This window comes from Spirillospora sp. CA-108201, from assembly GCF_050936235.1.
Taxonomy (GTDB): domain Bacteria; phylum Actinomycetota; class Actinomycetes; order Streptosporangiales; family Streptosporangiaceae; genus Spirillospora.
This window is the reverse complement of sequence record NZ_JBNJNE010000001.1, coordinates 3,740,442-3,753,485: the sequence shown is the minus strand read 5'-3', so window position 1 is coordinate 3,753,485 and position 13,044 is coordinate 3,740,442. Positions and strand designations below refer to the sequence as shown.

Sequence of the window (13,044 nt, the reverse complement as noted above, 5' to 3'; positions counted from 1 at the left end):
CCTATTCAGGGGCGAGCCACACCGCCCCCAGGGGCGGCACGCGCATCTCCGCGGACGCGGGCAGCCCGTGCCACGGCTCCGGGGCCGCCTCGACCCGGCCGAGGTTGCCGACGCCGCTGCCGCCGTACTCGTAGGCGTCGGTGTTGACGATCTCGCGCCAGCGGCCCGTCCGGGGGAGGCCCACCCGGTAGTTCTCGTGCGGGTTCCCGGCGAAGTTGACGACGCACGCGACGACGGGCGGTTCGCCGCCGTCCGGGGCCGTCCCGTAGCGCAGGTAGGACAGGGTGTTGCCGCCCGCGTCGTTGCCGTCGATCCAGCGGAACCCCTCGTGGTCGCTGTCGCGCGTCCACAGCGCGGGCTCGTCCCGGTAGGCGTGGTTCAGGTCGCGCACGAGCTTCTGCAGGCCGAGGTGGTTGGCGCCCTCGGCGGCGTTGTCCAGCAGCCACCAGTCCAGCGGGCGCTCCTCCGCCCATTCGGCGCCCTGCCCGAACTCCTGCCCCATGAACAGCAGCTGCTTGCCGGGATGCGACCACATGTAGGCCAGCAGCGCCCGCAGGCCGGCGAACTGCTGCCAGGAGTCGCCCGGCATCTTGCTCAGCAGCGAGCCCTTGCCGTGGACGACCTCGTCGTGCGACAGCGGCAGGACGTAGTTCTCCGAGAACGCGTACACGAGCGAGAACGTGATCTCGTTGTGGTGGTAGTGCCGGAACACCGGCTCATGGCGCAGGTATTCGAGCGTGTCGTGCATCCAGCCCATGTTCCACTTGAACCCGAAGCCGAGTCCGCCGAGATGGGTCGGGCGGGACACCCCGGGCCACGCCGTCGACTCCTCCGCGATCGTCATGATGCCGGGGTTGCGCTTGTAGACCGTCGCGTTCATCTCCTGGAGGAACGAGATGGCCTCCAGGTTCTCCCGCCCGCCGTAGACGTTGGGCGTCCACTCGCCCTCGTTCCGCGAGTAGTCGAGGTACAGCATCGAGGCGACGGCGTCGACGCGCAGCCCGTCGATGTGGAACTCCTCCAGCCAGAACGACGCGTTCGCCACCAGGAAGTTGCGGACCTCGGCGCGCCCGAAGTTGAACACGAGGGTTCCCCAGTCGGGGTGCTCGCCGCGCTTCGGATCGTCGTGCTCGTAGAGGGCGGTGCCGTCGAACCGGGCCAGGGCCCACTCGTCCTTCGGGAAGTGGGCGGGCACCCAGTCCATGATGACGCCGATACCGGCCTGGTGGAGGCGGTCGATGAGGTACCGGAAGTCGTCCGGGTCGCCGAACCGTGCGGTGGGCGCGTAGTAGGACGTCACCTGGTAGCCCCAGGACGGGCCGTAGGGGTGCTCGGTGACCGGCAGCAGCTCCACATGCGTGAAGCCCATGTCGCTGACGTACCGCGTCAGCTCCTCCGCCAGTTCCCTGTAGCCGAGCCCGGGACGCCACGAGCCGAGGTGCACCTCGTAGGCGCTCATGGGTTCGTGCAGCCAGTCGTGCTCCTTGCGCGCGTCCATCCAGGCGCCGTCCTCCCACGCGTAGGAGGAGGTGAAGACGCGGGACGCCGTCGCGGGCGGACGCTCGGTGGCCTGCGCCATCGGGTCGGCCTTGGCGCGCCACACGCCGTCCGCGCCGAGGATCTCGTACTTGTAGCACGTGCCGTCGCCGACGCCCGGGACGAAAAGCTCCCAGATCCCGGTGGAGCCGAGCGACCGCATCGGGTAGGCGCGGCCGTCCCAGTGGTTGAAGTCGCCGACCACGCGCACGCCCCGCGCCGTCGGCGCCCACACCGCGAAACCCGTCCCGGTCACGGTTCCGAGCGCGGAGGCGTAGGAGCGGACGCGGGCGCCGAGCGCGCGCCACAGCTCCTCGTGCCGCCCCTCGCCGATCAGGTGCAGGTCGAGCTCGCCGAGTGTCGGCAGGTGCCGGTAGGGGTCGTCCTGGACCGTCTCGATCCCGTCCCCGTAGGTGACGGCGAGCCGGTAGTCGGGGACGGCGAGGGGCGCCCGGTCCTCGTCGGCGCCCGCGAGGGACGACCCGGCGGGCAGCGTCCCGGCGAACAGCCCCTCGTGGAAGTGCCGGAGCGGGTGCCGGTCGCCGCCGGGCAGGACGACCTCGACCTTCTCGGCGAGCGGCCGCAACGCCCGCACCGTCACCCCGTCCCGGCCGGGATGCGCCCCGAGGACACCGTGTGGATCATGGTGGTCGCCGCCGACGAGCCGATCGATCTCCGCGCGCGTCACCCGTGCCATGGCGTCATGGTCTCCCGTCACTGAGCGGTTCACCCAAAGGGGTGCCCCGAGAACGGGCGCTCTCACATGACGGGCCGCCCTGTTTTCGCGAGCCCGGCGTTCGGATGCGGGTGTTGCGGCCGCACGGCCGGCACGACTCTTCGTCGTGGGGTCGCGCCGAATGTGCCGTCCGTGCGGCCACGTCTACCTCGCCCCAGGGGTGACCCCGACCCCACCGCCCAGGGCCTCATTCCTGTGTCACCTCAGCGACACAGGTACCTTCCGTACCGGAATGTCCCAGCCCGGCCCGCCCCCGCGCCCGGGCCGGGCCGCCCCGAGTCCCCTGCCTCCCGTCACCGGCCACCGGACTCCCCGCACGCCTGGTCGAGCAGCGTCCGCCGGAGCCCTCCGGAGTCGTCCGCGGCCACCGTCATCGCACATCCCGCCTGGAGTTGGGCATCGGTGAGGTCGCCGCTGCGGGTCGCGTACCAGCGTCCCGCGTCGCTGCGCCACACCTGCCAACCCGGGAAGTCGCCCTCGATGGCCGCCTTCAGATCCTCGAAGTCGCCCATCAAGGTCGTCCCTTCCCCGAGGCCGCTCTTCTGTATACAAAAGTCTTACTCGGCCTGAGAGGTGTCAAGCTGTCCGTAAGCGGACCGTGCCCCCGCGGATAGCGCCTGGAAGGTATGGATGACCGGAGGAGCGAGCAGGATCGAACGCGGTGTCGAACGCTGTTCGAACGCGACCGCGAGCAGGAGGCCGGGGGGCACGCCCGAGGAGAGGGAGGTGACGCCGGTGCCGGAGCGTCCCGCCTACCTGCGCATCGCCGACGCCCTGCGAGAAGAGATCCGGGACGGCAGCCTCCCGCCGGGGACCCGGCTGCCGACCCTCGCCGAGCTGCGCGGCATCCACGGCGTCTCGGAGATCGTCGTGCGGCAGGCCGTCGCGCTGCTGCGCGGCGAGGGCCTGGTGGAGACACGCCGCGGCGGCGGCACGCTCGTCCGGGCCGTCCCGCCGGCACGCCGCGTGGCGATGGACCGCTACCGCGCGGTGGCCGAGCCGGCCGCGCCCCCCGAGACCACGTTCACCCGCGACCAGAAGATCACTTGGGAGGAGTACCGGCTGGACCGGAAGTACTCCCGCGTCCGGGCCGACGACGACCTCGGCGCGCTGTTCGAGCTGCCGTCCGGCACCGAGCTGCTGCGCCGCCGGTTCGTCTTCTACGCCCGCGAGGAGCCGCAGCAGATCTCCGTCAACTACCTGCCGTGGGACGTGGTCGGCGACACGCCCGTCGCCGATCCGGCGCGCGAGCCCTGGCCCGGCGGGACGCTCGCGCAGCTGGCCTACCTCGGGCATCCGCCGATCCGCGTCGAGGAGGCCGTCCGCTCCCGGATGCCGACCCCCGAGGAGGCCGAGACCCTGGACATGGCGGGAGGCGTGCCGGTGCTCGCCATCACCCGCCGCATGCTGACGCGCGCGGGGGTCATGGAGGTCTGCCGCGACATCGTGCTGCCCGCCGACCGGGTCGTCCTGGACTACGCCATCGACCTGTGACGCCGCGGCCGGGAGGAAGGCGGTGCGGGGAAGGGCGGTGCGGGGAAGGGCGGTGCGGGGAAGGGCGGTGCGGTCCCGGCCGGGTCAGCCCGCGAGCCGGGCCAGGGACCGCAGCGGGACGGGCAGCCACGACGGCCTGTTCCGCGCCTCGTACCGGATCTCGTAGACGGCCTTGTCGAACTCCAGCGCCCGCACGAGCATCGCGTGCGCCGCGGGATCGGGCCCGCCCGCGGCCGCGTAGCCGGCGCAGAACGCCGCCCGGTTCCGTTCCGCCCACGCCTGGGCGCGCAGCTCCAGCACCTCCGCCGCCCGCGGCGGAAGGTCGCCCTCCCGGGCCAGCAGGAACCGCGCGGCGTACTCGAACGAGCGGAGCATCCCGGCGACGTCGCGCAGCGGGTGCGCGGGCGCCCGGCGCTCGGCGGGCGTGCGGGCCGGCTCGCCCTCGAAGTCGAGCAGCGTCCACCCGGAGTCGGTGCGCAGGACCTGGCCGAGGTGGTAGTCGCCGTGCACGCGCTGGACCGGCAGCGGCGCCGCCTCCGCGGCGACCCGGTCGAACACCTCGCGGATCGCGGGCGCGTACGGGCGCAGCTGCGGGACCGCCGCGCTGACCTGGTCGAGCTGCCCGTGCATCGCGAAGACCATCTCCCGCAGCAGCTCGGGCGGCGCCTGCACCGCGCCGAACGCGACGGCGAGGTCGCGGTGCACCTGTGCGGTGGCCGCGCCGAGCCGTTCGGCCTCGGCGGCGAAGTCGCCGCCGGCGGCCCCGGCGTCGTCGGCGGTGAAGGCGGGGTGCGCGCCCGGCGTTTCGGGCTGGGCGAACCAGTCGCGGACGCTGGTGAGCGCGAGCTGCCAGCCGTCCGTCGCGGTGCGCAGGAACTCCGACAGCAGCGCGAGCGTGACCGGCTCCTGCCCGCCGGGGTAGGCGAGACCGGAGTCCGCGACGTTCGGGGGGACGCTCGGGGGGACGTCCGAAGGGGAGCGGTCCGCGGGTCCGAGGGCGCCCGGTTCCAGCTCGATCCAGCCGTGCACGCTCGGGACGTGCTCGCATCCCCGCCGGGAGAGCGCGAGGTTGACCTCCAGGTCGGGGCTGACGCCGGGGGACAGGCGGCGGAACAGCTTGCAGATGTAGGCGTCGCCGAAGACCAGCGAGGTGTTGCTCTGCTCGCCCGGGATCGGGACGCCGTCCAGGTCGGTGCGGATGCCGGTGCCGGGGGCGCGGCGGAAGGTCAGCGGCCCGACCGTCCGCTCGTCCGCCATGAGGCCCAGCAGCGGGCGCGTCAGCTCCGCGTCGTGCGCGGCGTCGTAGACGTACCCCGTGATGCCCTGCTCCGGGCCCTCCAGCAGTCCGATCGCGATCGGCGCCAGATGCTCGGGCAGCTCGTGGCGGACGCCGAGGAGGAGCTGGTAGTGGTCGGTGGTGCCGTCCTGGTGGACGTCGAGGATGAGGTGGTGCAGGGCGGGGTCGCCGGGGTGGAGTTCGGTGGCGGTGCCGATGGCGAGGTCGTGGATGGGGCCGTCCTTGCCGCCGAACCACCGTTGCCGGGGCAGCCAGCCGGCCAGGAGCTGGACGAGCGAGGTGCCGGTCGGCGGATCGGACGGCGCCACGGTCACATCACTCCCTCTCCCGGCTCCCGCTCGTCCGGCGGTGGCGGGAGCAGGAACCAGTAGAAGCCGTGTCCGGGAAGGGTCAGCAGGTAGGGCAGTTCGCCGATGGCGGGGAACTGGACGCCGCCCATGCACTCGATCGGGGACGAGCCCCGGAAACGCCGCAGGTCCAGTTCCACGGGCTGGGGGAACCGGGACAGGTTGTTCACGCAGAGGACCGTGTCCGAGCCGCCCCACTGGTTGGCGTCCCCACCGTTGATCTCGCGGGTGAAGGCCAGGACGGAGGGGTTGGAGGCGGACAGCTCGACGTAGGAGCCGACGCCGAAGACGGGGTGGCGCTGGCGGATCTCGATCATCTTGCGGGTCCAGTGGAGCAGGGATCCGGGGTTGTTGGCCTGGGCTTCGACGTTGACGGCCTGGTAGCCGTAGATGGGGTCCATGATGACCGGGAGGTACAGGCGGGCGGGGTCGCAGGTGGAGAATCCGGCGTTGCGGTCGGGTGTCCATTGCATGGGGGTGCGGACGGCGTCGCGGTCGCCGAGCCAGATGTTGTCGCCCATGCCGATCTCGTCGCCGTAGTACAGGACGGGGGAGCCGGGGAGGGAGAGCAGGAGTGCGGTGAACAGTTCGAGTTGGTTGCGGTCGTTGTCCAGGAGGGGGGCCAGGCGGCGGCGGATGCCGATGTTGGCTTTCATGCGGGGGTCTTTGGCGTATTCGGTGTACATGTAGTCGCGTTCTTCGTCGGTGACCATCTCCAGGGTGAGTTCGTCGTGGTTGCGCAGGAAGATGCCCCATTGGCAGTTGTCGGGGATCTTGGGGGTCTGGGCCATGATCTCGGAGATGGGGTAGCGCTGCTCGCGGCGGACGGCCATGAAGATGCGGGGCATGACGGGGAAGTGGAAGGCCATGTGGCATTCGTCGCCGCCGGCGGCGGGGTCGCCGAAGTACTCCACGACGTCGGCGGGCCATTGGTTGGCTTCGGCGAGCAGGACGCGGTCGGGGTAGAGGCGGTCGACTTCGGCGCGGACGCGTTTGAGGTAGGCGTGGGTTTCGGGGAGGTTCTCGCAGTTGGTGCCTTCGCGGGCGTACAGGTAGGGGACGGCGTCCAGGCGGAATCCGTCGATGCCCAGGTCGAGCCAGAATCGCAGGTTCTCCAGCATGGCGTCCTGGACGTTGGGGTTGTCGTAGTTGAGGTCGGGCTGGTGGGTGAAGAAGCGGTGCCAGTAGTACTGGCCGCGGACGGTGTCGTAGGTCCAGTTGGAGGACTCGGTGTCGACGAAGATGATGCGGGCGTCGGGGTAGCCGGTGTCGTCGTCGGCCCACATGTAGAAGTCCCCGAAGGGCCCGTCGGGGTCGGTGCGGGAGGCCTGGAACCAGGGGTGCTGGTCGGAGGTGTGGTTCATCACCAGATCCGCGACCACCCGGACCCCCCGCGCATGGGCTTCTTCGATGAGTTCCACGAAATCGCCCAGCTCCCCGAAATCAGGCAGGATTTTCGTGTACTCGGCGATGTCGTAGCCGCCGTCTTTCAGCGGTGACTGGTAGATGGGCAGGAGCCACAGGCAGTCCACGCCGAGCCATTGCAGGTGGTCCAGCTTGGAGATCAGCCCCCGCAGGTCCCCGTACCCGTCGTCGTTGGAATCGGCGAACCCCCGGACCGACACCTCGTAGAACACCGCCGTCTTGAACCAGTGCGGATCGCGCGGGGTGTCCGGGGCGAACGCGTCCGGAACGGGTTCGGATGTCGCCGGAATGGCGTCCGGCGGAATCTCGGTGAGGGGTTCGTCCCAGGGCATTGTGCCAGGCGGGGCTTCCGGCGGGACGGCCGGCGACTGTGGCTCGTGCGGTCCGCTCAACTCTCGCTGCTCCCGACCGTCAGAACGTGTGCGGGTCGGACTTGGGGATCGAGGTAGACGTAGTTGGACCTGGTCCAGGTGTAGGTGGCGCCGTCGAGTTGGTCGGTGAGGGTGTGGGGTTGGTCGGGGTGGTCGGGGAGTCCGAGGGCGGGGAGGTCGAGGTGGACGGTGGCTTCGCGGGGTTGGTGGGGGTTGAGGTTGATGATGGTCAGGACGGTGTCGTGGAGGTGGCGTTTGGAGAAGGCGAGGAGTTCGGGTTGGTCGATGTGGTGGAAGTGGAGGTTGGTGAGTTGCTGGAGGGCGGGGTGGGTGTTGCGCAGGGTGTTGAGGGTGGTGATGAGGGGGGCGATGGTGGTGCCGGTGCGGTCGGCGGTTTCGTGGTCGCGGGGGCGGTACTGGTATTTCTCTGAGTCGCGGTATTCCTCGCTGCCGGGGCGTACGGGGGTGTTCTCGCAGAGTTCGTAGCCGGAGTAGATGCCCCAGGTGGGGGAGAGGAGGGCGGCGAGGATGGCGCGGATTTCGAAGGCGGGGCGGCCGCCGTGCTGGAGGTATTCGTTGAGGATGTCGGGGGTGTTGGTGAAGAAGTTGGGGCGCATGTAGGCGGCGGTGGGGCCGGTGAGTTCGTGCATGTATTCGGTGAGTTCTTCGGCGTTGTTGCGCCAGGTGAAGTAGGTGTAGGACTGGTGGAACCCGATTTTGGCGAGGGTGTGCATCATGGCGGGTCGGGTGAAGGCTTCGGCGAGGAACAGGACGTCGGGGTCGGTGGTGTGGATGTCGGCCAGGAGCCGTTCCCAGAAGGCGACGGGTTTGGTGTGGGGGTTGTCGACGCGGAAGATCCGGACGCCGTGGTTCATCCAGTGGTGGATGAGGTCTTTGACGGCGGTGTAGAGGCCGTCGGGGTCGTTGTCGAAGTTGAGGGGGTAGATGTCCTGGTATTTCTTGGGTGGGTTCTCGGCGTGGGCGATGGTGCCGTCGGCGCGGGTGGTGAACCATTCGGGGTGGTCGTGGACCCAGGGGTGGTCGGGGGAGCATTGCAGGGCCAGGTCCAGGGCGATTTCCAGGCCGCAGTTGCCGGCGTGTTCGACGAAGGCGTCGAAGTCGTCCAGGGTGCCCAGGTCGGGGTGGATCGTGTCGTGGCCGCCGTCGGGTGATCCGATGGCCCAGGGCGATCCGGGGTCGTAGGGGCCGGCGTCCAGGGTGTTGTTGGGGCCTTTGCGGTGGCTGGTGCCGATCGGGTGGACGGGCGGCAGGTAGACCACGTCGAAGCCCATGTCGGCGATCGCGGGCAGGCGTTTCATCGCGGTGCGGAGGGTGCCGGAGGTCGGGCCGCGGCGTCCCAGGGGGTCGAAGGCGGCGCCTTCGGAGCGGGGGAAGAACTCGTACCAGGCTCCGAACAGGGCCCGCTGCCGGTGCACGACCAGCGGACACCAGTCACTCACCGTCAGCAGATCCCGCAACGGATACCGCTCCAGGACGTCCTCGACGTCGGGATCGGCCACGGCCTCCATCCGGTCGGCGACCGGCACGGTCTCGTCCCCGAGGCGCTTGGCCAGCCGCTCCACCGTCGGCCGGTCCTTGCCCGGGACGGCCTCCGCCGCGCGGGCGTACAGCCGGGCCCCCTCGGCGAACACGAGCTCGACGTCCTCCCCGCGGGGGACCTTGATCTCGGCGTCGTGCCGCCAGTGCGCGATCGGATCGCCCCACGCCTCCACCCGGAACGACCACGACCCCATCTCGGTCGGGGTCACCCGCGCCGACCACCGGTCCAGCCCGACGCCGACCTCGCTCATCCGCTGCGGCGCCAGCTCCTCGCCCTCCGGCGTCCGCAGCACCACCGCCGCGCCCAGCCGCTCGTGCCCCTCCCGGAACACCGTCGCCGACACCTCGACCGTCTGGCCCACCACCGCCTTCGCGGGCCACCGCCCGCACCCCACCACCGGTTCGACGTTGACGATCGGAATGCGACCAAGCCTCGGAATGCCGGGCATGCTGGACGTTCCGGACTCGACGTGCATGTGCCACCCCTACCCTCTCGAGAGATCCAAAACGTCCATGCCCGGAACGGGCGCCTACCGTCGAGTAGCCTGGATGATTTTTCGCATTCGACCGGCGGGGGCGCGGTGGCGTGCGGCCCGGCTCCTGGCCGACCCCGGTCGCGCCGCGCCGGTCTTGGGAAGGTCGAGTTTGGGCAAACGGTCGGCCGCGCCGCGCGGGCCCGCCCAGGTGACGGCCGCAGGGGACGGAACGCGATCCCCTGTGGGGACGGGGTTCCAGGGATTCGGGCCGCCTCCAGGCCCACCGGTCCGCGAGGTGACGGTGTGGTCCCCGCCGTCGCGCCCATGCCCCCGAAGCGCATAGCGTGACGTTGCGTGAAGGCAATCCGACGTTTCACGGTACGCACCGTCCTTCCCGAGCCTCTCAAGCAGCTCGAGGAGCTGGTCCTCAACCTGCGCTGGTCGTGGCACCACGAGACGCTCGACCTTTTCCGCGATGTGGACCCGGCGCTCTGGAAGGCCGTCCACCACGATCCGGTCCGGCTGCTCGGAGAGGTCGCCCCCGAGCGGCTCGCGCGGCTGGCGGAGGACCGGCGGTTCCTGCGACGCCTCCAGGACACCGCCGAGGACCTGCACGAGTACCTGACGGCGCCGCGCTGGTACCAGTCGCGGCCGGGGGACTCGCCGGTGAGCATCGCCTACTTCTCACCCGAGTACGGGATCACCGCAGCGCTGCCGCAGTACTCCGGGGGCCTCGGCATCCTCGCGGGCGACCACCTGAAGACCGCCAGCGACCTCGGCGTCCCCATCCTCGGGGTCGGGCTCCTCTACCGGCACGGCTACTTCTCCCAGTCGCTGTCGCCGGACGGCTGGCAGCTGGAGCGCTACCCCCCGATCGACCCCAACGGCCTGCCCCTCACGCTCCTGCGCGAGCGCGACGGGACGCCGGTGCGCGTCGTCATCGGGCTGCCCAAGGGCGGCGGCCTGCACGCGCAGGTGTGGATCGCGCGGGTCGGCCGCGTCCCGCAGCTGCTCCTCGACTCCGACGTCGAGGAGAACGACCAGGCCGCCCGGGACGTCACCGACCGGCTGTACGGGGGCGGCGGCGACCACCGGCTCCTCCAGGAGATGCTGCTCGGCATCGGCGGCGTGCGGGCCATCCGCGCGTACTGCCGCATCACCGGGCACCCGGCGCCGGAGGTGTTCCACACCAACGAGGGCCACGCCGGGTTCCTCGGCCTGGAGCGCATCCGCGAGCTGGCCAAGGAGGAGGGGCTGACCTTCGACGAGGCGCTGGAGGCGGTCCGGGCGGGCACGGTCTTCACCACCCACACGCCCGTCCCCGCCGGCATCGACCGGTTCCCCCGCGAGCTGGTCGCCCGCTACTTCGGCGGCGCGAACGAGGAGGAGCAGGTCCCCGTCGACCGGATCCTCGCGCTCGGCGCCGAGGACTACCCCAGCGGCGACCGCACCGTGTTCAACATGGCCGTGATGGGGATGCGGCTCGCGCAGCGCGTGAACGGCGTCAGCCGTCTCCACGGCGAGGTCAGCCGCGAGATGTTCGGCGGGCTGTGGGGCGGCTTCGACACCGCCGAGGTCCCCGTCGGGTCGATCACCAACGGCGTGCACGCGGGCACCTGGGTCGCACGCGAGGTGCTGGAGTTCACCGCCCGGGAGCTGCCCTCGGTGATGGAGTCCGGGCGCGGCTGGGAGGCGGTGCGCGACGTCCCCGAGCCGGAGGTCTGGCGGATGCGGAACCTGCTGCGCCGCCGCCTCGTGACGGACGCGCGGCGCCTGCTGCGCGACTCGTGGCGCCAGCGCGGCGCCAGCGAGGCCGAGACCTCCTGGATCGACGACGCCCTCGACCCCGACGTCCTGACGATCGGGTTCGCGCGGCGCGTCCCGTCCTACAAGCGGCTCACGCTGATGATGAGCGACCCGGACCGGCTCCGCGCGATCCTGCTGGACCCCGACCGGCCCGTGCAGATCGTCATCGCCGGGAAGGCGCACCCGGCCGACGAGGGCGGCAAGCGGCTCATCCAGGAGATCGTGCGGTTCTCCGGGTCCGAGGACATCCGGCACCGGATCGTGTTCCTGCCCGACTACGACATGGCGCTCGGGCAGCTCATGGTGCAGGGCTGCGACGTCTGGATGAACAACCCGCTGCGCCCGCTGGAGGCGTGCGGCACGTCCGGGATGAAGGCCGCGCTGAACGGCGGGCTGAACCTGTCGATCCGCGACGGCTGGTGGGACGAGTGGTACGACGGCCAGAACGGCTGGGCGATCCCCTCCGCCGACGGCCTCGCCGCCCCCGACCGGCGCGACGAGCTGGAGGCCGCCGCGCTGTACGAGCTGATCGAGGACCACGTGTCCGTGACGTTCTACGACCGCGACTCGGCCGGGATGCCGCGCCGCTGGCTGGAGATGGTCAAGCACACCATCGCCACCCTCGGCCCGAAGGTCCTCGCGTCCCGGATGCTGCGCGACTACGTCGACGACCTGTACACCCCGGCCGCCGTCTCGGAGCGCTCCATGGTCGCCGACAAGTTCGCGGGCGCCCGCGAGCTGGCGGCCTGGAAGCGGCAGGTCCGCTCCGCCTGGTCGCGGGTCGCCGTCGACCACGTCGAGTCCACCGGGGAGGACAGCCCGCAGGTCGGCGCGCGGCTGACGGTCCGCGTCGTGGTGGACCTCGACGGGCTCGCCCCCGAGGACGTCGCCGTCGAGGTCGCCTACGGCAGGGTCGACGACGCCGACGCGCTCGTCGACCCGGCCTACCTGGGGCTGGAGGACGGCGGCCCGGCGGAGAACGGGCGGCGCCGCTACACCGGCGAGGTGCCCCTCGGGCGCAGCGGCGCGTTCGGCTACAGCGTGCGGGTGGTGCCGAGCCACCCGCTGCTGTCGGGACGGGCCGAGATGGGCCTCGTCGCGCTGCCGCCCGCGCCGCAGGGGATGACGAACGGCGACCTGCGCTAGCCGTCCTCCCCCTCGTCGTCGGCGGGCGGCGGGTCGGGCGTCTGCCAGGCCGCGACGACGAGGGGGAGCAGCGTGTGCGTCGCGAGCAGCGCGAACAGGATCAGGAAGAGCGCGGCGCCGGGGATCTGCGACTCGCGGCCGTCCCGGTCCGCGATCATCGTCGCCGCCAGCACGGCGACCATGACGGCGGTGGTGGCCCGGTGCGACGTGGTGAACGCGCGGAGCCGCGCCGTGAGCTGCCGCTCGTCCAGCTCCCGCTCCCGGCGGGAGGTCAGGCCCCGGGTCACCGCGATCAGCTGGCCGGCCAGCGGTATCCCGCCCACGACCAGGACGCCGAGGATCACGAAGTTGACGATCATCGCGGTGTCGCTGGGGGCCAGCGCCCAGGACACCGCGGCGTCCACCCAGAACAGGCCCAGCATGACCGCGCCCGTCCCCGCCAGCGTCCGGCGGGCGCGGAGGCGCGCGTAGCGGGCGGGCATCCTGCGCTCCAGTTGCTCGTCGAGGGCGGCGAGGCGGTCCGCGCGCCTGCGGCGGGACCGCTCCAGCCATCCGGCGGTGCTGTTCGTCATGACGTGCCTCCGATTCTCGGGAACGGCTTGAGGGAGAAGACGACCTCGACCGGCACCTCGAAGTACTCGGCGATGCGCAGGGCGAGGTGCAGGCTGGGGCTGTACTCGCCCCGTTCCAGGTAACCGACCGTCTGGTAGTGCACCCCGAGCGCGGTCGCGAGGTCGCGGCGCGAGACGCCGCGCTCCGCCCTCAGCACCGGGATCCGGTTGTAGACGATCTCCTTCTCGACGGGCGCCGGACCGGCCTTGCGGATCACGGCCGGCACCCTTCGGCGACC

At 71.4% G+C, this 13,044-nt stretch carries 9 protein-coding genes; 2 read left to right on the top strand and 7 right to left on the bottom strand.

Annotated elements, in window-relative coordinates; translation table 11 throughout:
• Window position 1: 1 nt before the first annotated feature.
• A complete protein-coding gene (gene glgB, locus ACQEU6_RS18240; RefSeq protein ID WP_499333439.1) occupies window positions 2–2,233 on the bottom strand; it encodes a 1,4-alpha-glucan branching protein GlgB in 2,232 nt (743 codons plus the stop codon).
• Between the two features lie 332 nt (window positions 2,234–2,565).
• The gene (locus ACQEU6_RS18235; protein ID WP_499333438.1) at window positions 2,566–2,784 is read right to left on the bottom strand and encodes a hypothetical protein; all 219 of its coding nucleotides are present in this window, start codon (window positions 2,782–2,784) and stop codon (window positions 2,566–2,568) included.
• A gap of 214 nt (window positions 2,785–2,998) precedes the next feature.
• On the opposite strand from ACQEU6_RS18235, the gene ACQEU6_RS18230 reads away from it, so the two are divergent.
• Window positions 2,999–3,766: a GntR family transcriptional regulator gene (locus ACQEU6_RS18230; protein WP_499333436.1), complete on the top strand. Its 768-nt coding sequence runs from the start codon at window positions 2,999–3,001 to the stop codon at window positions 3,764–3,766.
• 84 nt (window positions 3,767–3,850) lie between these two features.
• Here the strand turns inward: ACQEU6_RS18230 and ACQEU6_RS18225 are convergent, their stop codons facing one another.
• Genes ACQEU6_RS18225 through ACQEU6_RS18215 form a run of 3 tightly spaced genes read right to left on the bottom strand, consistent with a single transcriptional unit; the run spans window position 3,851 to window position 9,242 of the window.
• Window positions 3,851–5,377, bottom strand: coding sequence for a maltokinase N-terminal cap-like domain-containing protein (locus ACQEU6_RS18225; protein ID WP_499333434.1), 1,527 nt, complete (start codon window positions 5,375–5,377; stop codon window positions 3,851–3,853).
• The gene (treS, locus tag ACQEU6_RS18220) at window positions 5,374–7,167 is read right to left on the bottom strand and encodes a maltose alpha-D-glucosyltransferase (RefSeq protein ID WP_499333432.1); all 1,794 of its coding nucleotides are present in this window, start codon (window positions 7,165–7,167) and stop codon (window positions 5,374–5,376) included. The genes ACQEU6_RS18225 and treS overlap by 4 nt, the downstream gene beginning before the upstream one ends.
• 56 nt (window positions 7,168–7,223) lie before the next feature.
• Window positions 7,224–9,242 carry an alpha-1,4-glucan--maltose-1-phosphate maltosyltransferase gene (locus tag ACQEU6_RS18215; RefSeq protein WP_499333430.1) on the bottom strand — a complete coding sequence of 673 codons (2,019 nt, stop codon included), beginning with the start codon at window positions 9,240–9,242 and terminating at the stop codon, window positions 7,224–7,226.
• Window positions 9,243–9,596: 354 nt separating this feature from the next.
• Between ACQEU6_RS18215 and glgP the strand changes: the two genes are divergently transcribed.
• The gene (gene glgP / locus ACQEU6_RS18210) at window positions 9,597–12,194 is read left to right on the top strand and encodes an alpha-glucan family phosphorylase (RefSeq protein WP_499333428.1); all 2,598 of its coding nucleotides are present in this window, start codon (window positions 9,597–9,599) and stop codon (window positions 12,192–12,194) included.
• Here the strand turns inward: glgP and ACQEU6_RS18205 are convergent.
• Both ACQEU6_RS18205 and ACQEU6_RS18200 read right to left on the bottom strand, forming a co-directional pair.
• Window positions 12,191–12,766, bottom strand: coding sequence for a hypothetical protein (locus tag ACQEU6_RS18205; RefSeq protein ID WP_499333426.1), 576 nt, complete (start codon window positions 12,764–12,766; stop codon window positions 12,191–12,193). The two genes, glgP and ACQEU6_RS18205, sit on opposite strands and share 4 nt — an antisense overlap.
• Window positions 12,763–13,023 carry a helix-turn-helix transcriptional regulator gene (locus ACQEU6_RS18200; protein ID WP_499333424.1) on the bottom strand — a complete coding sequence of 87 codons (261 nt, stop codon included), beginning with the start codon at window positions 13,021–13,023 and terminating at the stop codon, window positions 12,763–12,765. The genes ACQEU6_RS18205 and ACQEU6_RS18200 overlap by 4 nt, the downstream gene beginning before the upstream one ends.
• Between the last annotated feature and the right edge of the window lie 21 nt (window positions 13,024–13,044).